Raw genomic sequence first — 25,176 nt, forward strand, 5'->3', positions numbered from 1 at the left:
ATCAGCCTAGCCTAGCGCGCCCGTTTGGCAAATCCTTTCGCGCAGGCCAGATTGCCGCACATATTACGCGACGTTGAGGGTGACGCAGGCGTCGGCATTCGCCATGATTGCAGCACAAGCGGAGGCACTTTCATGACCCACTATCCCAATCTTCTGTCCCCTCTCGATCTGGGTTTCACGACCCTGAAAAACCGCGTGCTGATGGGCTCGATGCACACCGGGCTGGAAGAAACGAAGGATTGGAACCGGGTGGCCGAATTCTATGCGGAACGCGCACGGGGCGATGTCGCTTTGATGGTCACAGGCGGCATGGCCCCCAACCCCGAAGGTGGTGTTTTTCCGGGAGCGGCAGGTCTTTACACCGACGAAGATATTGCCAACCACCGCATTGTCACGGACCGTGTTCACGACGCGGATGGCAAGATCGCGATGCAGATATTGCATGCTTAAGCCGCTATGCCTATTCGCCCGCCTGTGTGGCCCCCTCGCCTGTGAAATCCCCTATCTCGCCCTTCCCGCCGAAGGAGCTGGATGAGGACGGGATCGAAAAGCAGATCGGCGATATTGTGACCGCAGCGACCCGCGCGAAAGAGGCAGGTTATGACGGGGTCGAAGTGATGGGGTCTGAAGGCTATTTCATCAACCAGTTCCTTGTCACCCACACCAACAAGCGGGCGGACCGCTGGGGTGGCTCTTACGAGAACCGCATGCGCCTGCCGGTGGAGATTGTGCGCCGGGTGCGCGAAGCCGTCGGCACCGACTTCATCGTAATCTACCGTCTGTCGATGATTGATCTGGTGCCGAATGGATCGACCTGGGAAGAGGTCGTACAATTGGCCAAAGCGATTGAGAAGGCTGGTGCGACGATCCTGAACACCGGTATCGGCTGGCATGAGGCGCGGATTCCAACTATCGCGACATCTGTACCCCGTCGCGCGTTCACCTGGGTCACCAAAAAACTGATGGGTGAGGTGCAGATTCCGGTCATCACCTCCAACCGCATTAATATGCCCGATGTGGCCGAGGGTGTGCTGGCGGATGGCTGCGCCGATATGGTCAGTATGGCGCGTCCGTTCCTTGCCGATGCGCATTTCGTGGCGAAGGCCAAGGCGGGTAAATCCGCAGAGATTGCGCCGTGTATAGCGTGCAATCAGGCCTGTCTGGATCATACGTTCAGCGGCAAGCTATCGTCCTGTCTGGTGAACCCGCGTGCGTGCCATGAGACCGAGCTGACGATAGAAGCCGCCACGACAGCCAAGAAAGTTGCCGTTGTCGGGGCGGGCCCTGCGGGTCTGTCAGCCGCACTGACAGCGGCTGAGCGAGGGCATGCGGTGACGATATTTGACAAGTCGGATGAAATTGGCGGCCAGCTGAACATGGCCAAGCAAGTGCCCGGCAAGGAAGAGTTCTGGGGGCTGGTCGATTACTATCGCACGATGGTCGCCAAGGCGGGGATCACCCTGCGGATGAGCACCACCGCAACCCCGGACGCATTGGCCGATTTCGACGAGATTATCATCGCCACCGGCGTTGCCCCGCGTGACCCAGCCATCCCCGGTCAGGATGGGTCGAACGTACTGTCCTACATTGATGTGCTACGCGGCAAGGCCGATGTCGGGAACAGCGTTGCCATTGTGGGCGCTAAGCGGCATCGGGTTTGACGTAGCCGAGTATTTGGTCACAGACGAAAGCCCGACCGAGGATCTGGATGAATGGCTTGCGGAATGGGGCGTTGGCGATCCTGCGCAGACCCGCGGTGGCCTGCGCCCAGAAGGTCCGCAACCCGAGGCGCCAGTGCGGCAGGTGACGCTGCTGCAGCGCAAATCCGAGAAACTCGGCAAGCGGTTGGGCAAAACGACCGGCTGGATTCACCGTGCCGGACTGCAGATGAAGAACGTGCAGATGGTTGGTGGTGTAAACTACGAAAAAATTGACGCCGAAGGCCTGCATGTCAGCCAAGGCGAGGCGCGCGAGAACCCCAAAGTGATCGCCGCAGATACGATTGTCCTTTGCGCTGGTCAGGTGCCAGAGCGTACATTGGCCGATGAATTGATCGCGCGAGGGCGCACTGTCCACATTATTGGTGGCGCAGATGTGGCGGCAGAGCTGGACGCAAAGCGCGCGATTGATCAGGGCACGCGGCTGGCTGCAACACTTTAGCGTTTTGCCCTGAACCAGTGCCGGGTATCAGTCCTTTCCGGGTGGCAGTCCGTTCAGCCGTGCAATGTAGTCCACAAGATGCGGCACATAGTCTTCGGCCCCATCGCCACCCATGTTGACGGCAGCGGCAAAGGAATTCTTGATCGCGGTTCCAACAGGGTTCGCCACTGACGCATCATCCGCCATCTTCGCCAGATATCTTGTATCCTTATAGGCGTTGTTCAGCGTGAATTTATGCGCTTCGGTATTCCCCTCAAGGGCGTAGCCCATGAAGGTTTGATAGAACCCGCAGTCCATCCGTGACCCACGGATCACGCTGTCGAACTGATCTACGCTGATACCGACCTTGCGCCCAAGCGCCATCGCCTCAGCGTACATCGCGGCATAGCCCATCGACAGAAAGTTGTTGATCAGCTTCATTTTGTGGCCCAGCCCGGTTGGCCCCAGATGCACAACGGTTGCCGCCCAACAGTCAATCACGGGTTTGATCCGCGCAAAGACGTCATCTGGCGCACCCACCATCGTGCTGAGCGCCCCCGCCTCGGCCTGCACCGGTGTGCCGCCAAGCGGGGCATCAACAAGGCAGCACCCTTTCCCGTCCAGCATGGTTGCCAGCCTTTCGGTTGAGGTGGGGTCTGAGGTCGAACAGTCCACAATAATGCAGCCCTTGCGCAGGCCCGGCATCAGCCCAGCGATAATGGCCTCAACCTGGGGAGAGCCGGGCGCGCAGATATGGATGATATCAGAGGCCTCTGCCAATGCGACGAGGTTGTCTGCCTCTTTCGCGCCATGAGAGATGAGATCCTCAACAGAGGTACGACTGCGGTGTGCGATCACGGTGACAGCATGACCGGCGGACAACATGTTCTTGGCCATACCGTGGCCCATCAGCCCAACACCGATGAAACCTATGTTCTCTTTCGCCATTTCACTCTCCTGATTTATCCGATGTCGCCGTTTGCTTAAATCTCTATCCCCGCGAGAGAAAAGGGAAGTGGCGATGTGCCCGCGAGAAAGACCGAACAGGTTTGACAATGGTGTCCACGACGCTGGGCAAAACCGATGGGCAGGGTGACCCAACCGCGCAAAGCGTCGCGTCAATTGCGGCGTGCTTTGGCCGGTAGTCGTGGCTGAAACCCCTTGCGGTCAAGGGATTCTCCAATAATTCGCTGTTTCCGCATGGGCATCAAAACCGATTCATACCCCCTAATTGTCAGGCATTCGTCCCATTCCTGCCCGATTTGATCCTCAAACAGGAAACAACGGTATCAAAAAGAATAGTGCTAGGAATTTCATATGGATCGCCTGACGGAAATGGAGGCCTTTGCCACTGTGGTGGATCAAGGCGGCTTTACAGATGCGGCCAAGAAGATGGGAATTTCCAAATCTGCTGTTTCCAAACACGTCTCCTCGCTTGAGGCCCGTCTTGGCGCCCGCCTGCTGAATAGAACCACGCGCCGCGTCAGCCCAACAGAAATTGGCCTAGCCTATTATGACCGCGCCCGTCGTGTGCTGAACGATGCAGGCGAAGCCGATGCACTGGTCACTTCGATGCAATCTGCACCGTCCGGCCTGCTACGCATCAGCGTCGCAACGGATTTTGGCGTGAATCACCTCTCGCCCGTACTGGGTGACTTCTTGACCGAGTTTCCCGACATCACCGTGAATATGGCTCTGAACAACCGTTATGTTGAACTTATCTCAGAAGGGTTTGACATGGCTGTGCGCATTGGCGAGCTGGAAGACAGCACTTTGCGCGCCCGCAAACTGACGGACACAACAAAGCGTATGATCGCAAGCCCCGCCTATTTTGAGCAGTATGGCCGCCCCGAAAAGATTGATGACCTGAACGAACACAAGCTGCTGCATTATTCCAATCAGGCCAACTCGGCGGTCTGGAAACTGACTGCACCCTCGGGCGAAAAACGTCAGGTGCGTACCGCTGGCTGGTTGACCGTAAATGACGGCCAGTCGCTGTTGAATGCTTGCATTGGTGGTCTGGGCATCGCCTATCTTCCCAGTTTTCTTTATGCAGACGCCATGCAGAATGGCCTGGTTGAAGAAGCCATCCCTGATTTGCCGGTTGAGACTCAAGGCATTTATGCGGTCTACCCGCCGGGTCGCTTTACGCAGCCAAAGGTCCGGGCGTTCATTGACTTTCTGGCGCATGCCTTTGCCGACAAGGGCCCAGATATCTGGTAACGCCCAAAGCACAAACCCTGGACGAGAACGCATTCAATCCTCCGACGCGGTCAACCTTTTGGCCGTGTTTTTTGAGCATTAAGCTATTGATCACACCAATCCCCTAGTGTGACCCGCGAAAGCGAAGGGGACTTGTATGGATTCAATAATGCGCCTGCTCGCACCGCGCAGTTGGCTGGGCTTTATCGTTCGCCTTGTGCTCTTGATCGGTTTTGTCGCCGCAGAGAACATTCTATTTGCGCGTTTCTTTGAAAGCCTTGAGCAACGTGAAATGCACTCTACATCATACTACATATCCCATGCCTCGCTTGTGGGGGGGCCGCTTATTGCGATTTTTCTTGGGGTGTCGGTCTATCAGGTGCGCCTGCAGCAGAAACTATGGCGATTGTCACGCAAGGACGGGCTGACCGGGTTGAACAACCGACGAACGTTCTTTGAACTTGCGCAAAAGGCGCGCACATCACATCCAACCGGTGTTTTGCTGATGCTGGATGCAGATCGATTTAAAAGTATTAATGATACCTATGGGCATCAGGTGGGTGATATTTGTTTGAAATCCATTTCCTACACCTTGCAACGGTCACTCCGTAAGGAAGATATCGTGGGGCGGCTCGGTGGTGAGGAATTCGCATTCTACCTTGGCGGCGTCAGCGTAGAAACCGCGCGGGTCATTGGCGAACGCCTGACCAAACCAATCTCTTTCAAAAGCGATAGAGACGCCAGCCTCTCTGTCACGCTTTCGATTGGCGCGGCACAATGGCAGCACAATATTTCGATTGATGCCGCGTTTGCACGGGCCGATGTTGCACTCTATCAAGCCAAAAAGAACGGCCGCGCCCGCTTAGAGGTGTGGGATCCGCAAATGCTGGTGGATCAACAGAATGCGGTGGCGGACAAAGCTAGTTCTGCGTCGATGTAATAATCACCTCGACCCGCCGATTGGCCTCGCGCCCGGCTTCTTCCAGATTGGATGCAATAGGTGCGAGATACCCCATGCCCTCGGCTTCCAATTGTCCGCGACTAACGCCGTAGTTGCTAACCAACCGCTCCAGTACCGATGCGGCCCGTCGCTTGGACAAGGCGATATTGGCATCCAGCGCGCCGGACGAGTCCGTGTGTCCCACAAGGGCGATCGTGCGCTGCGGTGCCGCCTGCAGGTAATCGGACAAGGCCTGAAGCGAGGCATATTCCCCATCGGACAGTTGCGCGGACCCGGTTTCAAAGCTCAGACCTTCGAGCACCGCGCGTCCAGTCGTTTCAAGTTGATCAGCAAATGCTGCACCGGGCGTTGCGCCGAATGCACGCACGGGGTCCGCATCGGCCTGGGCAATTGGTGCAGGCTCTTCTGTCGGGGGTCGAACGTGGGTAACCAAGACAAAGCCAGCCTCACGTGTGCGGCTGGTCAATAGGCTGACGTATTCGGGGCCGTCCGTCCCCAGCCGTTCGGCCGCAAGAAACCGGAAATCACCAACGTTAATGCGCATTTCCGGCGGCGGCAGGGTTTCGACACCAAAACGGAAGTCAAAACCACCGCAAGCCTCGGTCTGACATTCAAAGATGATACGATAACGATCATTGCGCAGTTGTTCACGCAAAGGGCGTACAAGTTGCAAGGTCGTCAGTGACCGGGCTGCGATCCGCCAGGCTTGTTGGGTCACGCGGCCTTCGACCACTTTGGTGGGCATCTCACCGCGATCCCAGATATCCATCGGCAAAACATAGCTGTCATCGGCGCGTACAACTTCAGCCTGCAAGTTGGCATTGCTGGGAAAATCCAGCGTTTGCGCCTGTGCCGCACCACACGCGACACACACCATGACAGCGCAAATGCGGATCATCGGGCGAGGGCGTGGTATTCGTCGTTAGGACGCATATCCGTGGCCGAGGCGATACGGTTGCTCATGTTATAAAAACCCGCGACAGCGGCAATATCCCAGATATCGCGGTCCGAAAACCCGACCTGCCGCAACGCGTCACGGTCTTTTTCTTCGATCTTCGCGCTGGCGACCGTCATCTGTTCGGCAAAGTCCAACATGGCCTTCTGGCGCGCATCAAGATCAGCCACGCGCCAGTTCATCACCAGCATCTCACCAAGCTTGGGATCACCAGAAAGCTGACGCACTGCCGCCCCATGCGCGGTCAGACAGTAGTAGCATTTGTTGATGGACGACACGACAACCGCGATCATTTCGCGTTCCAGTTTGGACAGTCCGGAATCAGCCAACATCACGTCGTTATACAGTGCGGTAAAGGCATTCAGCTTGTCGATGTCAAAGGCGTAGGCCCGCAGCACATTGGGCACCATCCCCAGCTTCTCCTGACAGATATCGAAATACTTCTGTGTTGCCTCAGGCAACGGGTCGGCCATAGGCAGATCAAGGGCGGTGGGTTGGTCGGTCAAGAGATCACTCCGGCAAAGTCCTGTAATGGTAGTGTCCCACAAGCGTCATGCCGAGGGAAGAGTAGAGCGCGTTTGCGCCGGTATTGGCTTGTGTCGTGACCAGGGTCAGATAGTCGGCCCCGTTGTCTTGCGCCCAAAAGGCCGCGGCCTGCGTCAGATGCCTTGCAAGACCTTGGCGTCGGAGTTTTGTGCCGATTTCAAGCGCATGGATCATGGCGCAGTCCGCCGCGATCCCGACATAGACCGTCCCAGCGGGCCGGTCATGCGACCGTCCGAGCAGAGTGGTTTTCGGTTCCCGCGCCCGATCCATCACCGCAAGCCTGCCCGCACCGATGCCGCCTTCAGCCCAAAGCTCGATCTGCGCCGCAAGAGGTGGCCAGACCTCAAAGCTTGTCACGGGCGGGGGCCGTTCAGTCGCAATCTTTGCGATTGGGGCGGCATACATATTGACCGGGTCTTTGATCACGTAGCCGCGCGCGCGCAGCAGATCATCCAACGCCGCCTCGCCTTCGCGGATCATGAAAAGAGGGACCTGCCCTGCCGCGCGCATCGCTTCTTCAGCCTGGGGGATGTCGGCATCCGTGACCAGCTGTTCTGCTGTTGCAGCACTCACCCGGCTGCTGCCACTGCCATCTATGCGAATGGTCCAGGGGCCCAGGGCCTGTTTGGCAGAGGACGGCCAAGTGCCATCAATCACGGCGTAGAGCTTTTGGGCCGTTGGGAAGGTCATCCCGAAAACTGGGCCTCGAGCGTTGTCATGGCCACGTCCAGCAGCGCCGCATCACAGCCACGCACGACAATATTGCAGCCGTAGGTGCCGTCTTGCTGGAAGGGATAAGACCCCACGGAAAGATCCGGAAAGGCGTCGGCGAACTTGCCCAATGGCCCGGCGATATCACCTTCGCCGATCATCAGGCGTAACGTCCGCGACAAAAGTGGCGCACCGCCGGTCAGGGTTGGCAGGATACTGGCTACCATCGCCTTGAACACGGACGGAACCCCCGCCATGACGTGGACGTTCTGCAGGCTGAACCCCGGTGCCGTGCTGACCGGGTTGTCAATCAGTGTCGCCCCGTCCGGAATCCGCGCCATGCGCAAACGGGCTTCGTTCAGTTCCAACCCCGAGCGGTCATAGTGGGCCTGTAGCAGCGCCCTTGCATCATCGCGGACGCTGATGTGCGCATCAAATGCGGCGGCGATGCAGTCGGCGGTAATGTCATCATGTGTTGGCCCGATGCCCCCACTGGTGAAGACGTGATCGTAAGCGGAGGAGAGCGCTTGGGTCGCTGTGACAATCGCGTCGCGATCATCACTGACCACGCGGACCTCTTTCAGGTCGATCCCCCGCTCGGTCAGTTGACCCGCAAGATAGTGCATGTTTGCATCCCGTGTCCGCCCAGAAAGGATTTCATCGCCTATCACAAGCATTGCGGCGGTCGGGTTAGGCATCGGTATTCTCCTGTCTTGCATAAGAGGTTATAGCGCCACTATGGAATTTGCCACGCCTCTTGTCCCCGCCCGCCTGATCAAAAGATACAAACGCTTTCTGGCCGATGTGCGGTTGGAAGATGGGCGTGAAGTGACTGCGCATTGCGCCAACCCCGGTTCGATGATGGGCTTGGCGGAACCGGGGACAAAGGTGTGGTTAGAACCCAATAGCGACCCCAAAAAGAAGCTCAAATTCGGCTGGCGTTTGGTTGACCACGAGAATGGGCACTTTACGGGCGTCGATACGTCGGTCCCGAACCGAGCCCTCAGGGCCGCGTTGATGGGACATCATGTTCAGGGGCTGCCTGCCTATGATCTGGTGCGACCAGAGGTCAAGTACGGTGAGAACAGCCGCATTGACTTTTTGCTGAGTGGGAATGGACCTGATACCTATGTTGAAGTGAAAAGCGTGACCCTGTCTCGCCAACCGGGGTTGGCAGAGTTCCCCGATAGCGTGACCGCTCGTGGGGCCAAGCATCTGGCAGAACTTGCGCGGATGGTGGCGGGTGGACACCGTGCGATCATGTTCTACCTCGTGCAGCGCACAGATTGTGATGCCGTCACTTTGGCAAGTGACATTGACCCCGCCTACAAAGCCGCTTTTGACAGCGCAACAGCAGCGGGCGTGACCGTTCTTGCGCAATCCTGTATGATAAGTCCGGCGGCGATCACTCTTGGCCGTACTATCCCGTTCCGACCCTAGAATTTGGTGCGGGGTTAGCTTATGTCGCCTGCAACACCGCAAAAGGAACAACCCCGTTGGAAACGAATACCGCGCAGCTGACCAAAGATGGCATCCGGCTTTATGAGGCAGGCGACTTTGCTGGCATGACAAAGGCGGGCGCTTTGGCCGCGCAAATCCTCGATGATATTGCAGAACATGTCTTTCCCGGCCAGACCACTGGTGAGCTGGACCGTTTGATCACACAATGGGTTGATGAGGCTGGTGCCGTATCGGCGACCATCGGCTACAAGGGCTATCAGCATGCCAGCTGTATCTCGGTAAACCATGTCGTGTGTCACGGCATCCCCGGTGATAAGAGGCTGAAGGATGGCGATATCCTGAATATTGATGTCACGGTTATTGTGGATGGCTGGTTTGGCGACACGAGCCGCATGTATGTGGCAGGCAACCTGCCGCGGAAAGCAGAGCGTCTGATCCAAGTGACCCATGATGCCCTCATGAAGGGGATCGAGGCTGCGAAGCCCGGCAATACCTTCGGAGATATCGGTCACGCGATCCAGCTTTATGCGGAAAGCCACCGGATGTCTGTTGTCCGTGATTTCTGCGGGCATGGTTTGGGCCGCGTATTCCACGCCCCGCCGAACGTCCTGCACTATGGTCGCCCCGGAACGGGTGCGCGGCTTGAGGAAGGCATGTTCTTTACAATTGAACCGATGATCAATCTGGGCCGTCCTGAAACCAAGGTTTTGGCCGATGACTGGACGGCGGTCACCCGCGATAAATCTCTGTCTGCGCAGTTCGAGCATTCGATCGGGATCACTGCAGACGGGTGCGAGATATTTACGCTGTCGCCAGGGGGCAAGTTTCACCCCACATATGGCTAACCAACTAAATGGGGAAAATCACGCACGATTTCCCCTCTTGCGAATGACTTGCAACTAGATGTGTAAACCTCTATATCAAATGCGTCGCTAGCGGTGACGCCTTTCCCCTGAAAACTTGACGAAAAGGATGCACCCTATGCACCTGATGAAAACTGCCGCTATGGTGGCCGCTCTTGGCCTTACTGCAACTTCTGTATCCGCGCAGGACGTCACATTGCGCTTTCAGCACTTTGTGTCCCCGGCGAGCGCGAACCCGACCTATTTCATGCAGCCCTGGGCCGATGCGATTGAGGAACAGTCAGATGGCCGTATCAAGGTCGAGCTGTACCCCTTCATGCAGTTGGGTGGCTCTGCCCCGAACCAATTTGACCTGATACGCGATGGTGCGATTGATGGCGGCTGGGTGATTCCCGGCTATCAGCCCAACCGTTTCCCGGAAGCCGAGGCAATGGAACTGCCCTTCATGACCACAAAATCCGGTGAAGAAGCGAGCGCTGCGGCGTGGGAATTCACGCAAGAATACCTGATGGATGACTTCGCCGATGTCCATATCATTGCGGCGCATATGCACGGGCCGGGCATCGTGCACAAACGTGGCGCGGCTGTTGAAACAGTCGAAGATTTTGCCGGTTTGAAACTGCGTGGCCCGTCGCGTCCTGCGACTTTGCTGTTAGAGGAACTAGGTGCGACGCCTGTCGGCATGCCTGTGCCGCAATTCCCTGAGGCCTTGTCGCGTGGCGTCGTTGATGGGGGCGTGATCACGTGGGAAATGTCACCATCGCTGAAGCTAGATGAACTGACGGACAGCCATACTGACGTCGCGGGTGACCAGGCACTTTACAACCTCTACTTCATCTGGGCGATGAACAAGGATGTGTATGAAGGCATGCCGGACGACCTGCGCGCCATCATCGACGCCAACTCTGGCATGATGGCGAGCCAATGGGCAGGCCGTGCCCATGATACCGGTGATGTGGTTGGGCGTGATCTGATGGCCGCCGATGGCAATGAGATCGCGCAACTCTCTGAGGCTGAGACGGACCGGATCAAGGCGCTCGGCGCGGATGTCACTGCAGCCTGGATCGCCGAGATGGATGCCAAGGGCTATGATGGAGCGGCACTAGTAGCCGCCGCACAAGAGGCCGTTCGCGCCGCCACAAACTGATCTCACTCGAAAAACAGTGCAAAAGGCAGGGGTATGACTTATCCCTGCCTTAATGCGTTCTCATTTACCGGCAATATGGCGGCCATGCACAGCTTACGGTGTCCGATGTCCTGCCTGATCATTGACCGTCTTTATCGGGTTCGGGAAAGATTGCGCCGACCAACCAGCTCAGTCTACAGAAGATCGTGCACTAAGAGGTCCTCTGAAAATACACCGTACCGCCGCCGGTCAATCTGCAAATCTCCGGAAACATCCGTTGTGATCAAGACAACGGATCAGGCATACTTGTCCCTCATCACTTCCAAATCACGCACCATGCCATGAAAAACACCGCACTGTTTGAACCACAACGGCTGACAAAGACGATTTGCCCGTTTGTACTGGTTTTCATACCCATCAACATGTTTTTTTCACCTATCTTTGACTTTTTCACAGTCGAAGAACGGGGAACAAACTGGACTGTCACACTGTCTGCATTTGTTTTTGTTCTGGCATCCATGCCGCTTCTCGCCGCATCTGTGCTGTCTCTAAAGTCACGTCGTGAAAAGCTCTTTGTGCGATGTATGGCCGTGTTTTTTCTCTATGCTTTTTCGCTAACACTATACTTGGCGAGTGATCGTTTTTATCCAGTCTATGGGCTGACATCGGCCTTGGGGGCCACCCTGGTTGGAACTGTGTTTTACGTGGCCGTAAGGGACAGTATCATCAGCCCCAGAACAGTCATTTATTCGTTGGCATGTGCCGCGGTCTTTGTCGTGATGCCACTATTGCTTATACAAATTGATATCGAACGCTTCGCTGAATTGTCGAAGGGAGTTGGTGCCGCAAACCTTCTCTATGGTTATGAAAACCCTCGCGCTGTGGGTTGGATTTCTACTATCTGCCTTTCAATGTTGGCGGCCCATGTATCAACTCAACCAGACGAAAACAGAATTCGACCCGTATTCCTGCTACTGATCATAGTGTCTACGGCGATTTTATTCTGGAGTGGGTCAAGGGGTGGGCTGGTCGCGTTCACCGTCAGTATTGCCTTTGTATTTTCTCTCTCGAAGACCAAGAATTATAAGGGCCTTTTGTCGGCAATATCCTCGGCTTGCGTGGGTGCTGCTGTTTCATACTTTTTGTACCTACCTTCGCAGGTATTCGGCTTGTTTGGCCGCATTGGTCAAAGTCTGGAGGAAGAGAGCATTGCCGCGGCAAGCTCTGGCCGTATTGAAGTCTGGAACAAGACTATCGAATACATACTCGAGCGACCGTTCACAGGGTATGGGTTTTTACCCCACAAAAGCCTCGAAGGTTTTAATCACGGCAGCGCCCATAACATTATACTCGATTCTTGGCTTTGGTTTGGCCTGATCATCGGAACACTGTTTATACTGCTTGGGGTCTTGTTTTGGGTTACGGTCTTTACCTTTTTTCGAAAGGCGAATGATCATCGTGTTTCAGCGTTGTTTTGCGTCGTCACAACTCTGTTGGTTTACAGCATGATTTCAGGGCCCTACGCCAGAACCTTCCCTTTGCTTATTTTTGCGATCGCGTCGGGCGTTCTTCTGGGTCTTCGATCTTCAAAGGGCAACGCACCGCAACTGAGGCCGGACTCTTAGGTAATCCGCGCAACCACATAATCAGCCAAATCTACCAGCATTTTCTTCAGGGGTTGGTCAGGGATCGTATCCAAGGCTGTTTTCGCCTTTTCGGCCCATGCCAATGCATCCTGCCGTGTCGCTTCCATCGTGTTGTGTTTGGCAAGAAGGGTGATGGCATAATCAAGGTCGCCCTCCTCCTGTTTGCCCTTCTCAATGGTACGCACCCAAAAGGCCCGTTCTTCTGCATCAGCCGCAGCCACGGCGCGGATCACAGGCAAGGTCAGTTTGCGCTCGCGGAAATCATCGCCGACGTTTTTGCCTGTGGCTTTCGTCCCGCCATAGTCGAGCAGGTCATCAACGATCTGGAATGAGACGCCCAAAGCATCGCCATAATCATAAAGCGCCTGTTTGGTAGCGGCGTTTTGCCCCGCAATCTCACCACCGACTTCCATAGCAGCCGAGAACAGCGCTGCTGTTTTGCCACGCACCACTTGCAGATAGATATCTTCGGTCGTTGCCAAATCGCTGGCGGCGGTAAGTTGCAAGACTTCGCCTTCGGCGATAGTCGCTGCCGCATTTGCCAGAATATCGAGCACACGCATCGAACCGGTTTCGACCATCAGCTGAAACGAGCGCGCGAACAGATAGTCGCCTACCAGCACACTTGATGTATTGTCCCACAGCAGGTTTGCCGTAGGCCGGCCGCGGCGCTGGCTGCTTTCATCGACCACATCATCATGCAGCAACGTCGCAGTGTGAATGAACTCTACCGTCGCTGCTAAATGCACATGATACGGGCCATCGTAGCCACACATCCGCGCCGCAGCCAACGTCAGCATCGGGCGCAGCCGTTTACCCCCTGCCTCAACCAGATGCGCGGTGACTTCGGGGATGCGCGGGGCGTGTTCTGACGCCATCCGCTCGCGGATCAGCCTATTCACAGCTGCCAAATCATCGGCCAGCGCCGCTGCCAGTTGTTCATGTGGTTTGGTGGCCGCGTGGTCAAGGCTCATGCAAGTTTCCGTCATGTGAATAGACATCCGCAAAAGGGCGTCTTAGGTCTTGGATATGAAAGAGCTTTTGCGCACCAATGACCCGACCGTCCTTGCCTTTGCAACCGCCCTGTTGGACAGCGAGGGTATAGACTGGTTCGCCTTTGACGTAAATATGAGCGTGCTGGAAGGCAGCATCGGGATTATGCCGCGCCGCCTTATGGTGCTGGACCGTGATTTGTTCATGGCAGAGGCCGTGATGCGCGATGGCGAGATTGATTTGGGCCGTGACTGAAGATCTGACACAGGATGATTTTCTGGGCGGTAAGATCGCAATCTGGCAACCGCGCAAAGGGTATCGGGCCGGTGTTGATCCGGTGATCCTGGCAGCATCGGTCGCGGCAAAACCCAAACAGTCCATTTTGGAACTGGGATGTGGGGTGGGCGTTGCCTCGCTGTGCCTAGCTGCGCGTGTGCCGGATCTAGAGATCACCGGTGTCGAAGTGCAAGCCGACTACGCAAAACTTGCCCGGCGCAATGGTCAGGAAAATGCGCTACCCTTTGACGTGATCACCGCTGATTTGCGCGATTTGCCAACGGGCCTGCGCCAGAGGCGGTTTGATCATGTCATCATGAATCCCCCCTATTTTGATCGCGACGCTGGCACAGCGTCCGACGATTCAGGCAAAGACATCGCTTTAGGCGGCGATACACCTTTACAAGACTGGCTTGCGGTTGGCGCAAAACGCGTCGGCCCGCGGGGGTATATGGCGCTTATTCAGCGGATGGAGCGGTTGCCAGATGTGCTGCGTGCTCTGGAAGGACGGCTTGGCGCAATCGTTGTTAGGCCGATCTCCGGGCGCGGTGGGCGTGCGCCGGAATTGTTTTTACTGCAGGCACGCCAGGAGGGAAGAACACCGTTCCGCATGGCACCCGCGCTGATCATGCATAAAGGCGATTCTCATGCAGGCGATCAGGAAAGCTATCGACCGGATGTAGGGCGCGCTTTGCGAAGTGGCGCGGAATTGCCCATCTGGCCTTAAGGATTTGGCAATACAATCACGCGACAATTGGTCCCGTGCAGAATTGCTGCCACGCGGCGTGACACAAGGCGACAGATGTGGTGCAATCAATTCACACCAAACCAGAGGAGGACGACCATGAGCTTGAGTTCGCATTTGCAGGAACTGAAGAAGAAACACCAAACCCTCTCCGAGAATGTCGAAGTGATGCAGCGTAGCCCCGGCACCGACGACATTGAGATTGCGAAACTTAAGAAGCAGAAGCTGATGCTCAAGGAAGAAATCACGCGCCTGAGCACGCACTAGCATAGTCCAAAGCGCTCTGGCAGCGAAGAACGCGCTGTCAGAGCAATTCAGAAGCTCGCACCAGACGGCGGCCTTCGGCAAATTTCTTCGATGTCTGGATTTCCTCAAGCACCCAAGCCTCGAACGCTGCAATATGCGGGCGCTCTTCGCTGCCTTGCGGGCAGATGAAGCGAAACTGTGCTTCGGAAATTAGGCCAACCTCAAATGGGGCGACCAACCGCCCGGCTTCCAACGCGCGCGTTGCCAATGAAACGCGGCCTAGAACCACGCCTGCACCTGCAATCGCTGCGTCGATTGCGTGATCTGCTTGGGAAAACCGCGGACCATGCGACGTGTCAACCGCAATACCAGCCGCCTTGCACCATACGTCCCAACCGGTGGGCACTTTGAAGAAGCTAATCGAATCGTCGTGAATCAATGTAGCTTGCGCGAGCTTTTCGGGCGTGTCGCAGTCTGCCGCCATTTCTGGCGTCATCATGGGTGTCATCCACTCATCAATCAGCGGGCGGGCGTAGACCTCTTTGTCGTGGCCCAATCCAAAGCGGATCGCGACATCAACTTCATCGCGGTCAAAGTCGATAATCCGCAAAGTTGCCAGAAAACGCAGTTCGATGTCCTTATGTGCCTGCGCAAAATCATACATCCGCGGGGCCAACCACTTTGATGTAAAGGCAGGGCCCGCAGTCACCGTCAACACACCACTTTCAGTTAATCTTTTTGTACTACGCCATGCAGCCGACAGCGTTGTGAAGGCGTCCGTTGCGCCGGGTGCAAGGCAGCGTCCCGCCTCGGTCAACTCTACCGCGCGGTTGAGGCGACGAAAGACGAGTTGACCTAGATCCGCCTCTAAGGCCTTAATTTGATAGGATAATGCAGCAGGCGTGACGTTAAGTTCGTCGGCCGCCTTGGCAAAAGACATATGGCGGGCCGCGGCCTCAAAGGCACGCAGGGCGGTGAGAGGAGGCAATCTATCTGACATATTTCAGTTTAATACAGCTTAACTGAAGCAATAGAAAGTCTCGTTTGTCGAAACGGCGTGCAATGCGCATATTAGACACATCAAGACAAACACAGACACACATCGAAGGAACACACCATGTACGAGACAACAACAAGCCCCCGCATTCGTAAAGGTATCGAACGCGCGCATCACGAGCGTGCAGAAGCACTGCGCAATGCAGTGCGCTGGTTCACACGCCGCCGTTGAAAATTTCGCTACGACGACACCCGTCGCCGAACGAAAAAGGAGGGCCACGCCTGATCAGCGTGGCCCTTATTTCGTCGTGCGGTGAGGCTTACGCCATGTACTGCCCGCCGTTTGCGGACAGGGTTGAGCCTGTCACAAAACCCGCGTCATCAGATGCTAGGAAGCAAACAGCGCGCGCAATCTCGGAAGCCTCCCCAAGGCGACCCACGGGGATCTGCGGCAGGATAACTTCGTTCATGACTTTTTCAGGGATCGTGCTCATCATCTCGGTGTTGATGTAGCCGGGGGCAACGATGTTCACTGTAATCCCAGCACGCGCGCCTTCCTGTGCCAGCGACTTGGTAAAGCCGATGTCACCCGCCTTGGTTGCTGCATAGTTGGCCTGAGCGAACTGACCCTTCTGACCGTTGATGGACGAGATCGTGACGATACGGCCAAACTTGCGCTCGCGCATGCCGCCCCAAACATTGTGCGTCATGTTGAACACGCCGTTCAGGTTGGTGTCGATGCATTCATGCCACTGCTGTGGCGTCATCTTGTGGAACGGGGCATCACGCGTGATGCCTGCGTTGTTCACAAGAATCTCAACCGGGCCGAGATCCGCCTCGATCTGGGCGATACCAGCCTGGCACGCCTCGTAGTTTCCGACATCCCATTTATAGGTCTTGATACCTGACTCAGCCGTGAAGGCTGCGGCCTTTTCGTCGTTGCCTGCATAGGTGGCGGCGACTTGGTAACCTTCATCTTTCAATGCAGTGGAAATGGCAGCGCCGATACCGCGCGAACCGCCTGTTACAAGTGCAACACGGGACATAGTTTTCTCCTCCAGGGAATCTCTTTGCGTAATCTAATTATCGTTGCGCCGCCCTGGGCGCAACAATGTTACCAAGTGACTTAAGGGCGCTCGACACACAGAGCAACCCCCATGCCGCCGCCAATGCACAACGTGGCAAGGCCTTTCTTGGCATCGCGACGCTTCATTTCGAACAGAAGCGTGTTCAGGACGCGACAACCGGACGCACCGATGGGATGGCCAATAGCAATGGCGCCACCGTTCACGTTCACGATTTCAGGGTCCCAGCCCATTTCCTTGTTCACGGCACAGGCCTGTGCAGCAAAAGCTTCATTCGCCTCAACAAGGTCGAGATCGCCAACGGACCAGCCTGCTTTATCCAGCGCTTTTTGCGATGCGTAGATCGGACCAACACCCATAATGGATGGGTCGAGGCCAGCCGTGGCGTAAGAGGCGATGCGCGCCAAAGGCTCGATCCCGCGCTTTTCGGCTTCGTCTGCAGACATCAGCAATGTGGCTGCGGCACCGTCGTTCAAGCCGGATGCATTGGCGGCGGTGACAGACCCCTCTTTGGTGAAAGCAGGGCGCAGTTTCTGCATCGCTTCCATGGTTGCGCCATGGCGGATGTATTCGTCTTTGTCGACGACGATGTCGCCCTTGCGGGTCTTCACGGTGAAGGCTGCGATTTCATCGTCGAATTTGCCAGCGTTTTGGGCCGCCTCCGCTTTGTTCTGAGATGCGACCGCAAACTCATCCTGCATATCACGGGTAATCTGGAATTTTTCCGCCACGTTTTCAGCGGTCTGGCCCATGTGGTAGTTGTTGAATGCATCCCACAAGCCATCGCGGATCATAGTGTCGATGTACTTCATATCGCCCATTTTCTGGCCAGCGCGCAGGTGTGCTGCATGGGGCGACAATGTCATGTTTTCTTGTCCACCTGCGGCGACAATGGATGCATCACCCAGTTGAATGTGTTGTGCGCCCAGTGCCACGGCACGCAGACCAGACCCACACACCTGATTGATGCCCCACGCCGCCGATTCTTGCGGCAAGCCCGCATTGATGTGCGCCTGACGCGCGGGGTTCTGGCCTTGGGCCGCCGTCAGAACCTGACCAAGGATCGTTTCGCTGACTTCGGATTTGTCGACACCGGCACGTTCCACAACGGCTTCCAGGACGGCCGCGCCCAGATCGTGCGCAGGTGTGTTTGCGAATGATCCGCCAAAACTGCCCACTGCGGTGCGGGCGGCAGATGCGATAACGACGTTGGTCATGAATGGTTCCCCTCAGGTTTAAGTCTGGCCTAAAGGGTGCCATCTACACGTATCAGGTGCAAGACAATCCCATTTGCCACATGGTCGTTGGGTATTGGGAAAGTTGACGTAGCGCAAATCAAATCCCCTATGCGCCCGGTGCAACCCGTCTCAAAGCTCCAATCGGGGGACCCCAAAGTGATATCCTTGCAGGCAGTCCACTCCCAGCCCGTTGAGGAATGCCGCTTCGCCTGCAGTTTCAACCCCGTCAGCGACCGCGAACATCTCAAATTGATGGGCAACGGTGATCAAGGCTTCGGCAAGAATTTGATTGTCAGCGTCATTGTCGATGCCGCGGATAAAACTTTTGTCGATCTTAACCAGATCAAAGAAGAACGATTTGAGATGCCGAAACGCGATCAACCCCGCACCGAACCCATCCAGCGCGAAACCCACACCCTTTGGTTGCATCTCGCTCATGAAGCGGATGACGTTTTCATGCAGCATCATGGCCGATGTTTCGCTGATCTCGAATATCAACCGATCGCCCAGATTGCCACGATCCATCAGCCCCCGATCCAGCGTACGCCGCCACTCACCGTCGCCGATGGACCGTGCCGACAGGTTTACTGACAACCGCAATCCGGGATGCTGCCGCAGTTGGTGCAGTGCCAGTTCCAGCGACAGACAGTCAATCTCGCGTCCAAGTTCCGATTCCTCGATCAGCGGCATGAAATGCGCCGCCGGGATCAATCGCCCCTCTTCATCTGATAGCCGCATCAACCCTTCGTGGAAGGCGATCAGGTTGTCATCATCCGCCGTCACCACAGGGTGAAAGGCCAATTGTCCCCGCCCGCCGGAAAGCGCCTCACGCACAAGACGCGGCACATCCGCATCCCTGCTGGCCATGGCATAAATCAAAGGATCAACCAGCGCCTGTTCATCCAGTTGTGCGCGGCTGAGCGTGGCGTTTTGCATTTGTCCGCTCCATACTGACCTTCGGAATATGCGCAGGGCTGCGCTAACAATGGGTTAAGGACAGAGCGATGACGGAACGATGTGGCTGGGCTGGACCAGAAGAAATTTACATCGACTATCATGATACCGAGTGGGGCGTGCCGGAGTACGACAGCCGGACTTTGTGGGAGAAACTCATCCTTGATGGCTTTCAGGCCGGACTATCGTGGATCACGATCCTCAAAAAGCGCGAGAATTTCCGCGCAGCCTTTGAAAGGTTTGATCCCAACGTGATTGCCGAATGGACCGAAACCGATGTTGAGCGCCTCTTGGGGGATGCTGGCATCATTCGTCATCGTGGCAAAATCGAAGCGACAATTGGCAATGCGCGTGCATGGCAAGAGATTGAGGCCCGCGAGGGGTTTGACCGCTTTCTGTGGAACTACGTCGATGGGGTGCCGCTTCAAACCACCCATGCCGATCGCGCGTTGATCCCGACGCAATCGCCGCTGACAGTGCAAATCTCAAAGGACCTTAAGAAGGCGGGCTTTCGGTTTTGTGGCCCCACAATTGTCTATGCGTTTATGGAAGCAACGGGGCTGATGAACAACCACCTCACCACCTGCCCGCGCCATGCCCCTTGCGCTGCGCTGGCTCGCGACCCGGCCGTGGTCTGGCCTACCAGCGCCTAAGCGCGTCTTCGTCCGCATCTTTGGCATCTACCCAAGTTGCGCCCTCTGTGGTCACTTCTTTCTTCCAGAAGGGCGCGCGGGATTTGAGGTAGTCCATCAGGAAATCCGCGGCCTCGAACGCCGCCGCGCGGTGTGCTGACGCAGTGGCGACCATCATTATGGGCTCGCCCGGCTGTAGCGGGCCGTGGCGGTGAATGACCAATACATCAGCCAGCGCCCAGCGCTGTACGGCCTCGTCTGCAATCTTGCCAATCGCGCGTTCAGTCATGCCGGGATAATGCTCGATCAGCATCTCTTGCAGATCACCTTTTGTGTCACGCACGACACCGGTAAAGCTGACGACCGCGCCAACATCGGTACGGTCTTGAGCAAAGCTGCCCAGCTCTGCACCCACGTCAAACGGGTCTGACTGCACGCGGACGGTCATCAGCCACCTGTCATGGGCGGAAAGAATGCAACCTCACGCACCCCATCGAGAGATGCGTCAAAGTCCGAAAGTTCCTGATCCAATGCCACCCGCAATGCGCTGGTGTCAGCAAACGCGGCGGCATAGCGGTCTTCACGCGCGCGCAGTTCGATGATCAAATCATTAACCGTGGCCGCATCCGTTTCAACGGTCTCCTGCGGCAAACCGATCCGCTCGCGGACCCAAGCGAAGTAAACAACATTCATGCGTTTGTATCCTTCAGATAAGGACGCGACTTGTTGAAGTAGTCCCAGCCGGTGACCAGCGTCAGCACAGCGGCAACCCACAACATCACAATCCCGCCCCACCAGCTAATCATCATACCTTGATATTTCCACCACAGCCCCAGTTCGTCCGGGCCCGTCCCTTCGATGGCTTCGGTCACCATTTCTTGGGTCATAGCGAGTGATTGCATGCCGAAGTAGTGCTCAAATGCGCCCGTGGCGAAGAGCATCGAGATGGCCACCATCTGCGCAGTCGTTTTCCATTTGGCAAGGTTTGTCACCTTCAACGTACCAGCGGTATCGCCCAGAAACTCCCGCAAACCAGAGACAAAGACTTCGCGAAAGATGATCACCGTTGCGGGCAGCAAAATCCACGGGTTCATGCCGGAAAACCCGGTGATGACGACGAGGGCGATAATGACCATCGCTTTGTCGGCAATCGGGTCGAGCATTGCGCCCAGCTTGCTTTCCTGCTTCCACGCACGCGCCAGATAACCATCAAGGAAGTCAGTGAGTGCGGCCACGATAAACAATACCAACGCAAACCAATCCGCCCAGGGTCGCGCGAAGTAGAGAAACATCACAACAACGCCGGGTGCAGCGGCCAAACGCAGGATCGTCAGGAAGTTGGGCAAGTTCAACGTCATATCTGAGTGGTAGCGCGGGCATGCCCCGGTGACCAGTGCGCGTGGCGAAAATCTGCACTGTGGTGACGCGATTGGGTTTGACGCTATGAGGGAGTCAGGACACAATATGCGCAAGGCGAGGCCGAGTGGCCCGCACCCTTCTACCGATATATGGGAAGACCCGATGAGATACGTAAAGCCCGAAAGCTTTGAGGCGGCTGCAACACTGTTGCGTGACGAGACAGGCATTTCGCGCATTCTGGCAGGCGGCACCGATGTGCTGGTGCAGTTGAAGGCCGAGATGGTCGAACCGGACCTGATGGTCGACATGAAGCATCTGCCCGGCATGCGCGATATCGTGGCAGAGGCTGGGGGTTTCCGTGTCGGTGCCGCTGTTTCGGGCGCTGAGATGGGTGAGCACGCCGCACTGAAAGCCATGTGGCCGGGTGTGGTTGAAGGGGTCGAGCTGATCGGCTCGTCTCAGGTCCAAAGCCGGGCGACGATGGCGGGAAACCTGTGTACCGGGTCACCTGCGGGTGATTCCGTGCCAGCGATGGTGACCGCTGGTGCTGTGGCCCGGGTGCAGGGTCCGGACGGTGCGCGCGATGTGCCGGTCGTCGATATTCCCACGGGCCCCAGCAAGAATTCATTGGCGAAGGGCGAATTTATCACCTCGACCTTCTTGCCAGCGCGGCCAGACAAGGCCTCAGACGCCTACCTGCGGTTTATTCCACGCACCGAAATGGACATCGCGGTGTCATCCGCCGCAGTCAGTTTGGAGCTTGATGGCAATGGCGTTGTGACCGCCGCGCATGTCGCTATAGGCGCAGTTGCCCCCACCGTGTTGCTGGTGAAAGACGCAGGCGACGCTTTGGTTGGGTCAAAGCTGAATGACACCGCAATCGCGGCACTCGTCAGCGCGGTTGAGGCCGCCTGCAACCCCATCACAGACAAACGCGGCACCATTGAGTTCCGTACCAAAACAGCAGGCGTGCTGGCCAAGCGCGCCGCCCATATCGCTTACGCACGCGCCGGAGGTCAGGCATGAAGACGATCCCAGTCGAAACAACGATCAATGGCGACAGCACCGAGTTCCTATGTCACGCCGACGAAAGCCTTTTGGATGTCTTGCGTGACCGTCTTGGGATGACCGGCGCCAAGGAAGGCTGCGGCACGGGTGATTGCGGCGCGTGTAGCGTGATGATGAACGGGCGTCTGGTCTGTTCCTGTCTGGTGCTGGGCGTTGAGACGCAAGGTGCCGAGGTCGAAACCATCGAAGGCATGGCCAACGGCGAAGAGCTGCATCCTTTGCAGCGCGTCTTTCTTGAAGAAGCGGCCCTGCAATGTGGCGTCTGCACGCCGGGCATTCTGGTGGCTGCAAAAGCCCTACTGGAAAAGAACCCCGACCCAACGGACACCGAAGTACGTTATTGGCTGGCTTAAGCAACCTCTGCCGCTGCACCGGCTACGACAAGATCATCAAAGCGGTCCAAACCGCAGCGGCTGAAATGAGAGGGGCATAACATGGCCTTTGATGCACAAGCTGAACGGAATTTCAAAGTGGTCGGCACACGGGTATTGCGCCCCGATGGGATCGACAAGGTGACTGGCAAAGCAGCTTACGGCGCCGATATCTCTGCCCCCGGCATGCTGCACGGGCGTATCCTGCGCAGCCCGCATGCACATGCGCGGATCAAGGCGATTGATACGTCTGCGGCTGAGGCATTGGCCGGGGTGAAAGCCGTTGTCACCGGGGCTGATCTTGCACAGCCGGAGGATGATTTCTTTGCCGATGTGACGATCAATTGTCTGGCCCGCGACAAGGTGCTTTACGATGGTCATGCGGTTGCTGCCGTCGCGGCGACCAGCAAATCCATCGCGAAACAGGCGATCCGGTTGATCAAGGTGCACTACGAAATACTACCGCACGTCACAGATGTAGACGCGGCGATGAGACCTGACGCACCCGTGGTGCAGGAAGGCCGCGCGTTGGAAACTGTGCCTGCGGGCATGTCGCAGAACGTCACGACCCACTGCCAGTTCGGACATGGCGATCTGGAGGCCGGGTTTGCCAAGGCCGACAAGATCATTGAGCGCAGCTTCAAGACCGCCGCGACCCATCAGGGCTATATCGAGCCGCAGGCCTGCATGGCAAGCCTTGGCAGCGATGGCCGCGGCGAGGTGTGGTGCTGTACGCAAGGCCAATACATGGTGCGCGCGAATTGCGCGGCAGCTCTTGGTGTTGAGGAAAGCCAATTGCGCATCACTGCGTCCGAAATCGGGGGCGGTTTTGGTGGCAAGACCTCAACCTTTATTGAACCGGTCGCACTCGCGCTGTCACGCAAATCCGGCAAACCGGTGAAGATCGTGATGACTCGTGACGAGGTATTGAAGGCCACAGGGCCGACGATATCGACCTCAATGGATATCAAGATCGGGATGGCCAAAGATGGTCGCATCACCGCTGCCCGCGGAGAGCTACGTTACTCTGGCGGGGCCTATCCGAATGCGACCGTTGATATGGGCGCGCAGGCGGCCTTTGCCGCTTATGACCTGCCTGCGGTGGAAACCGTCGGCTGGAACGCAATGACGAACCGCCCCAAGGAAATCCCCTACCGCGCACCAGGTGCACCGACCTCGATCTATGCAGTTGAGAGCGTGGTCGATGAGCTGTGCCAGGAGCTCGGCCTTGATCCACTGGATGTACGCCTGATGAATGCCGCGCGCAAAGGCACGCTGTCGTCTTACGGGCCGACGTTCAACGAAATCGGGCTGGTCGCCACCCTGGAAGCGGCGAAAGCGCATCCGCATTACACTGCACCCCTTGGACCGAACCAAGGGCGCGGGCTGTCCTGCGGATTCTGGTTCAACTTTGGCGGCAACACCTGCGTTTCGCTGAACATTAATGATGACGGCACCATCGGAGTGGTCGAAGGGAACCCTGATATCGGCGGCTCTCGCGCGTCAATCTCGATGATGGCGGCAGAAGAACTAGGCGTGCCTTATGACAAAGTGCGGACGGTGATCGCGGACACATCATCGCTGGGGTTCAACGATATCACCGACGGCAGCAGGGTGACCTTTGCGGTGGGGCTTGCCACGATTGAGGCAGCGCGTGCTGCGATCAAAGAGATGTGCCGCCGTGCCGCGAAGATCTGGGATATCGACGAAGATGCGGTGATCTGGGAAGACGGCTGTGCCAAACCTGCCGGACCCAATGCGGGAACACATCCACCGATGAGTATGGCCGAGATTGCGGCAATTGCCGGTAACACCGGCGGCCCAATTGCGGGGCACCATGAGGTGAATGCGGATGGCGCAGGCGTCAGCTTTGGTGTGCATCTCTGCGATACGGAAGTGGACCCGGAAACAGGTGCCACAAAGATCCTGCGTTACACTGTGTTCCAGGACGCAAGCAAAGCCGTACACCCCGATTACGTCGAAGGGCAGATGCAAGGCGGGGCCGTGCAAGGCATCGGTTGGGCGTTGAATGAAGAGTATATCTACGGCGAAGACGGGCGTTTGCAAAACGCCGGTTTCCTTGACTATCGGGTTCCCGTAGCCTCTGACCTGCCGGAGATTGAGACGGTGATCCTCGAGATCCCCAACCCCGGCCACCCTTACGGCGTGCGCGGTGTGGGCGAGACGCCGATCGTGCCACCATTGGCCGCCATTGCAAACGCCGTGTCGCGGGCCGCAGGTGTACGCATGACGGAACTGCCAATGTCGCCGCCACGCCTGCTGAAAGCGATGACTGGCTAGGGGTATGGTCCGGGTGAAACTCTGGGGATCTCTGCGTGCTTTGGCGGATGGCGAGGAATGGGTCGAGGTTGAGGTAAAGCAACTTCATGGAGTTGCTAGATCAACTGGTAGCCAAACATCCTGGGTTGGAGCCGCAAATCAAGCGGGGGTGTCACTGGCACTTGACGGAGTGATCTACCGCGAGGCGTGGTTCACAAAGATTGGGCCAGAGAATGAGGTAGTGTTGATGCCTTACATGGTGGGCGGGTAAGGTGTGGCGCAGCCTCGTCCTGCTTACTGCGGGGTGGAACAAGTGACCGCGG

General features: G+C 56.9%; 26 protein-coding genes and 2 pseudogenes. 15 read left to right on the forward strand and 13 right to left on the reverse strand.

Annotated elements, in window-relative coordinates:
- Positions 1 to 132 precede the first annotated feature (132 nt).
- Positions 133 to 2,160: pseudogene (locus QTO30_RS11235) on the forward strand (FAD-dependent oxidoreductase).
- Positions 2,161 to 2,187: 27 nt separating this feature from the next.
- Here QTO30_RS11235 and QTO30_RS11240 read toward each other — a convergent pair.
- The gene (locus QTO30_RS11240) at positions 2,188 to 3,261 is read right to left on the reverse strand and encodes an NAD(P)-dependent oxidoreductase (protein WP_340424223.1); all 1,074 of its coding nucleotides are present in this window, start codon (positions 3,259 to 3,261) and stop codon (positions 2,188 to 2,190) included.
- Between the two features lie 195 nt (positions 3,262 to 3,456).
- Here QTO30_RS11240 and QTO30_RS11245 point away from each other — a divergent pair, with 195 nt between their 5' ends.
- A complete protein-coding gene (locus QTO30_RS11245) occupies positions 3,457 to 4,362 on the forward strand; it encodes a LysR family transcriptional regulator (protein ID WP_340424224.1) in 906 nt (301 codons plus the stop codon).
- Positions 4,363 to 4,510: 148 nt separating this feature from the next.
- Entirely contained in the window at positions 4,511 to 5,281 is a 771-nt protein-coding gene (locus QTO30_RS11250) for a GGDEF domain-containing protein (protein ID WP_340424225.1), read from the forward strand.
- Here the strand turns inward: QTO30_RS11250 and QTO30_RS11255 are convergent.
- The 4 genes from QTO30_RS11255 to QTO30_RS11270 are packed head-to-tail and all read right to left on the reverse strand — an operon-like array spanning position 5,262 to position 8,212.
- On the reverse strand, positions 5,262 to 6,200 hold the full coding sequence (locus QTO30_RS11255) for an OmpA family protein (protein WP_340424226.1): 939 nt from the start codon (positions 6,198 to 6,200) through the stop codon (positions 5,262 to 5,264). The two genes, QTO30_RS11250 and QTO30_RS11255, sit on opposite strands and share 20 nt — an antisense overlap.
- A complete protein-coding gene (locus QTO30_RS11260) occupies positions 6,197 to 6,763 on the reverse strand; it encodes a peroxidase-related enzyme (RefSeq protein WP_340424227.1) in 567 nt (188 codons plus the stop codon). The genes QTO30_RS11255 and QTO30_RS11260 overlap by 4 nt, the downstream gene beginning before the upstream one ends.
- A 4-nt stretch (positions 6,764 to 6,767) precedes the next feature.
- The gene (locus QTO30_RS11265; RefSeq protein ID WP_340424228.1) at positions 6,768 to 7,493 is read right to left on the reverse strand and encodes a GNAT family N-acetyltransferase; all 726 of its coding nucleotides are present in this window, start codon (positions 7,491 to 7,493) and stop codon (positions 6,768 to 6,770) included.
- Positions 7,490 to 8,212 (reverse strand): competence/damage-inducible protein A, encoded by a 723-nt coding sequence (locus QTO30_RS11270; RefSeq protein ID WP_340424229.1) that lies wholly within the window; start codon positions 8,210 to 8,212, stop codon positions 7,490 to 7,492. The genes QTO30_RS11265 and QTO30_RS11270 overlap by 4 nt, the downstream gene beginning before the upstream one ends.
- Positions 8,213 to 8,252: 40 nt before the next feature.
- Between QTO30_RS11270 and sfsA the strand changes: the two genes are divergently transcribed.
- The 4 genes from sfsA (at position 8,253) to QTO30_RS11290 (ending at position 12,589) form a co-directional block, all read left to right on the forward strand.
- Positions 8,253 to 8,954 carry a DNA/RNA nuclease SfsA gene (sfsA, locus tag QTO30_RS11275; RefSeq protein ID WP_340424230.1) on the forward strand — a complete coding sequence of 234 codons (702 nt, stop codon included), beginning with the start codon at positions 8,253 to 8,255 and terminating at the stop codon, positions 8,952 to 8,954.
- Between the two features lie 56 nt (positions 8,955 to 9,010).
- Positions 9,011 to 9,820: a type I methionyl aminopeptidase gene (gene map / locus QTO30_RS11280; RefSeq protein ID WP_340424231.1), complete on the forward strand. Its 810-nt coding sequence runs from the start codon at positions 9,011 to 9,013 to the stop codon at positions 9,818 to 9,820.
- 127 nt (positions 9,821 to 9,947) lie between these two features.
- A complete protein-coding gene (locus QTO30_RS11285) occupies positions 9,948 to 10,985 on the forward strand; it encodes a TRAP transporter substrate-binding protein (protein WP_340424232.1) in 1,038 nt (345 codons plus the stop codon).
- Between the two features lie 320 nt (positions 10,986 to 11,305).
- A complete protein-coding gene (locus QTO30_RS11290; RefSeq protein ID WP_340424233.1) occupies positions 11,306 to 12,589 on the forward strand; it encodes an O-antigen ligase family protein in 1,284 nt (427 codons plus the stop codon).
- On the opposite strand, the gene QTO30_RS11295 is transcribed toward QTO30_RS11290, so the two are convergent.
- The gene (locus tag QTO30_RS11295; RefSeq protein ID WP_340424234.1) at positions 12,586 to 13,584 is read right to left on the reverse strand and encodes a polyprenyl synthetase family protein; all 999 of its coding nucleotides are present in this window, start codon (positions 13,582 to 13,584) and stop codon (positions 12,586 to 12,588) included. The genes QTO30_RS11290 and QTO30_RS11295 overlap by 4 nt on opposite strands.
- Before the next feature lie 55 nt (positions 13,585 to 13,639).
- On the opposite strand from QTO30_RS11295, the gene QTO30_RS11300 reads away from it, so the two are divergent.
- From QTO30_RS11300 to QTO30_RS11310, 3 genes are all read left to right on the forward strand, one after another.
- Positions 13,640 to 13,858, forward strand: coding sequence for a putative signal transducing protein (locus QTO30_RS11300; RefSeq protein WP_108814091.1), 219 nt, complete (start codon positions 13,640 to 13,642; stop codon positions 13,856 to 13,858).
- Entirely contained in the window at positions 13,830 to 14,606 is a 777-nt protein-coding gene (locus tag QTO30_RS11305) for a tRNA1(Val) (adenine(37)-N6)-methyltransferase (RefSeq protein WP_445327144.1), read from the forward strand. The genes QTO30_RS11300 and QTO30_RS11305 overlap by 29 nt, the downstream gene beginning before the upstream one ends.
- A gap of 117 nt (positions 14,607 to 14,723) precedes the next feature.
- Positions 14,724 to 14,891, forward strand: a complete 168-nt coding sequence (locus tag QTO30_RS11310; protein ID WP_340424236.1) for a YdcH family protein — start codon at positions 14,724 to 14,726, stop codon at positions 14,889 to 14,891.
- Between the two features lie 37 nt (positions 14,892 to 14,928).
- Here the strand turns inward: QTO30_RS11310 and gcvA are convergent, their stop codons facing one another.
- The 4 genes from gcvA to QTO30_RS11330 all read right to left on the reverse strand — a co-directional run bounded on the left by gcvA (position 14,929) and on the right by QTO30_RS11330 (position 19,125).
- Positions 14,929 to 15,870, reverse strand: coding sequence for a transcriptional regulator GcvA (gene gcvA / locus QTO30_RS11315; RefSeq protein WP_340424237.1), 942 nt, complete (start codon positions 15,868 to 15,870; stop codon positions 14,929 to 14,931).
- A gap of 316 nt (positions 15,871 to 16,186) precedes the next feature.
- Positions 16,187 to 16,912, reverse strand: a complete 726-nt coding sequence (gene phbB / locus QTO30_RS11320; protein WP_340424238.1) for an acetoacetyl-CoA reductase — start codon at positions 16,910 to 16,912, stop codon at positions 16,187 to 16,189.
- An 80-nt stretch (positions 16,913 to 16,992) separates the two neighbouring features.
- A complete protein-coding gene (locus QTO30_RS11325; RefSeq protein ID WP_340424239.1) occupies positions 16,993 to 18,168 on the reverse strand; it encodes an acetyl-CoA C-acetyltransferase in 1,176 nt (391 codons plus the stop codon).
- A 150-nt stretch (positions 18,169 to 18,318) separates the two neighbouring features.
- Positions 18,319 to 19,125: an EAL domain-containing protein gene (locus QTO30_RS11330; RefSeq protein ID WP_340424240.1), complete on the reverse strand. Its 807-nt coding sequence runs from the start codon at positions 19,123 to 19,125 to the stop codon at positions 18,319 to 18,321.
- Positions 19,126 to 19,193: 68 nt separating this feature from the next.
- On the opposite strand from QTO30_RS11330, the gene QTO30_RS11335 reads away from it, so the two are divergent.
- Positions 19,194 to 19,796 carry a DNA-3-methyladenine glycosylase I gene (locus QTO30_RS11335; RefSeq protein ID WP_340424241.1) on the forward strand — a complete coding sequence of 201 codons (603 nt, stop codon included), beginning with the start codon at positions 19,194 to 19,196 and terminating at the stop codon, positions 19,794 to 19,796.
- On the opposite strand, the gene QTO30_RS11340 is transcribed toward QTO30_RS11335, so the two are convergent.
- From QTO30_RS11340 to pgsA, 3 genes are read right to left on the reverse strand one after another with little or no spacing between them, the layout of a single operon-like run.
- Positions 19,783 to 20,223: a molybdenum cofactor biosynthesis protein MoaE gene (locus tag QTO30_RS11340; protein WP_340424242.1), complete on the reverse strand. Its 441-nt coding sequence runs from the start codon at positions 20,221 to 20,223 to the stop codon at positions 19,783 to 19,785. The genes QTO30_RS11335 and QTO30_RS11340 overlap by 14 nt on opposite strands.
- Positions 20,223 to 20,468 carry a molybdopterin converting factor subunit 1 gene (moaD, locus tag QTO30_RS11345; protein ID WP_340424243.1) on the reverse strand — a complete coding sequence of 82 codons (246 nt, stop codon included), beginning with the start codon at positions 20,466 to 20,468 and terminating at the stop codon, positions 20,223 to 20,225. The genes QTO30_RS11340 and moaD overlap by 1 nt, the downstream gene beginning before the upstream one ends.
- Entirely contained in the window at positions 20,465 to 21,133 is a 669-nt protein-coding gene (gene pgsA / locus QTO30_RS11350; protein WP_340424244.1) for a CDP-diacylglycerol--glycerol-3-phosphate 3-phosphatidyltransferase, read from the reverse strand. Before pgsA ends, moaD begins: the two co-directional genes overlap by 4 nt.
- Positions 21,134 to 21,296: 163 nt before the next feature.
- Here pgsA and QTO30_RS11355 point away from each other — a divergent pair, with 163 nt between their 5' ends.
- From QTO30_RS11355 to QTO30_RS11370, 4 genes and pseudogenes are all read left to right on the forward strand, one after another.
- Positions 21,297 to 22,160, forward strand: coding sequence for an FAD binding domain-containing protein (locus QTO30_RS11355; protein WP_340424245.1), 864 nt, complete (start codon positions 21,297 to 21,299; stop codon positions 22,158 to 22,160).
- Positions 22,157 to 22,635, forward strand: a pseudogene (locus QTO30_RS11360) ((2Fe-2S)-binding protein). Before QTO30_RS11355 ends, QTO30_RS11360 begins: the two are co-directional and overlap by 4 nt.
- A 1-nt stretch (position 22,636) precedes the next feature.
- The gene (locus QTO30_RS11365; RefSeq protein WP_340424246.1) at positions 22,637 to 24,874 is read left to right on the forward strand and encodes a xanthine dehydrogenase family protein molybdopterin-binding subunit; all 2,238 of its coding nucleotides are present in this window, start codon (positions 22,637 to 22,639) and stop codon (positions 24,872 to 24,874) included.
- A 13-nt stretch (positions 24,875 to 24,887) separates the two neighbouring features.
- Positions 24,888 to 25,124 (forward strand): MoaD/ThiS family protein, encoded by a 237-nt coding sequence (locus QTO30_RS11370; RefSeq protein ID WP_340424247.1) that lies wholly within the window; start codon positions 24,888 to 24,890, stop codon positions 25,122 to 25,124.
- Positions 25,125 to 25,176 lie beyond the last annotated feature (52 nt).

This window comes from Yoonia sp. GPGPB17, assembly GCF_037892195.1.
GTDB lineage: Bacteria > Pseudomonadota > Alphaproteobacteria > Rhodobacterales > Rhodobacteraceae > Yoonia.

Coding starts and splice junctions, on each gene's coding strand:
- QTO30_RS11245 (WP_340424224.1), top strand. CDS start 3,457: ATGGATCGCCTGACGGAAATGGAGGCCTTTGCCACTGTGGTGGATCAA.
- QTO30_RS11250 (WP_340424225.1), top strand. CDS start 4,511: ATGCGCCTGCTCGCACCGCGCAGTTGGCTGGGCTTTATCGTTCGCCTT.
- QTO30_RS11255 (WP_340424226.1), bottom strand. CDS start 6,200: ATGATCCGCATTTGCGCTGTCATGGTGTGTGTCGCGTGTGGTGCGGCA.
- QTO30_RS11265 (WP_340424228.1), bottom strand. CDS start 7,493: ATGACCTTCCCAACGGCCCAAAAGCTCTACGCCGTGATTGATGGCACT.
- QTO30_RS11270 (WP_340424229.1), bottom strand. CDS start 8,212: ATGCCTAACCCGACCGCCGCAATGCTTGTGATAGGCGATGAAATCCTT.
- sfsA (WP_340424230.1), top strand. CDS start 8,253: ATGGAATTTGCCACGCCTCTTGTCCCCGCCCGCCTGATCAAAAGATAC.
- QTO30_RS11285 (WP_340424232.1), top strand. CDS start 9,948: ATGCACCCTATGCACCTGATGAAAACTGCCGCTATGGTGGCCGCTCTT.
- QTO30_RS11290 (WP_340424233.1), top strand. CDS start 11,306: ATGAAAAACACCGCACTGTTTGAACCACAACGGCTGACAAAGACGATT.
- QTO30_RS11295 (WP_340424234.1), bottom strand. CDS start 13,584: ATGAGCCTTGACCACGCGGCCACCAAACCACATGAACAACTGGCAGCG.
- QTO30_RS11300 (WP_108814091.1), top strand. CDS start 13,640: ATGAAAGAGCTTTTGCGCACCAATGACCCGACCGTCCTTGCCTTTGCA.
- QTO30_RS11305 (WP_445327144.1), top strand. CDS start 13,830: ATGGCGAGATTGATTTGGGCCGTGACTGAAGATCTGACACAGGATGAT.
- QTO30_RS11310 (WP_340424236.1), top strand. CDS start 14,724: ATGAGCTTGAGTTCGCATTTGCAGGAACTGAAGAAGAAACACCAAACC.
- gcvA (WP_340424237.1), bottom strand. CDS start 15,870: ATGTCAGATAGATTGCCTCCTCTCACCGCCCTGCGTGCCTTTGAGGCC.
- phbB (WP_340424238.1), bottom strand. CDS start 16,912: ATGTCCCGTGTTGCACTTGTAACAGGCGGTTCGCGCGGTATCGGCGCT.
- QTO30_RS11325 (WP_340424239.1), bottom strand. CDS start 18,168: ATGACCAACGTCGTTATCGCATCTGCCGCCCGCACCGCAGTGGGCAGT.
- QTO30_RS11330 (WP_340424240.1), bottom strand. CDS start 19,125: ATGCAAAACGCCACGCTCAGCCGCGCACAACTGGATGAACAGGCGCTG.
- QTO30_RS11335 (WP_340424241.1), top strand. CDS start 19,194: ATGACGGAACGATGTGGCTGGGCTGGACCAGAAGAAATTTACATCGAC.
- QTO30_RS11340 (WP_340424242.1), bottom strand. CDS start 20,223: ATGACCGTCCGCGTGCAGTCAGACCCGTTTGACGTGGGTGCAGAGCTG.
- moaD (WP_340424243.1), bottom strand. CDS start 20,468: ATGAATGTTGTTTACTTCGCTTGGGTCCGCGAGCGGATCGGTTTGCCG.
- pgsA (WP_340424244.1), bottom strand. CDS start 21,133: ATGACGTTGAACTTGCCCAACTTCCTGACGATCCTGCGTTTGGCCGCT.
- QTO30_RS11355 (WP_340424245.1), top strand. CDS start 21,297: ATGAGATACGTAAAGCCCGAAAGCTTTGAGGCGGCTGCAACACTGTTG.
- QTO30_RS11365 (WP_340424246.1), top strand. CDS start 22,637: ATGGCCTTTGATGCACAAGCTGAACGGAATTTCAAAGTGGTCGGCACA.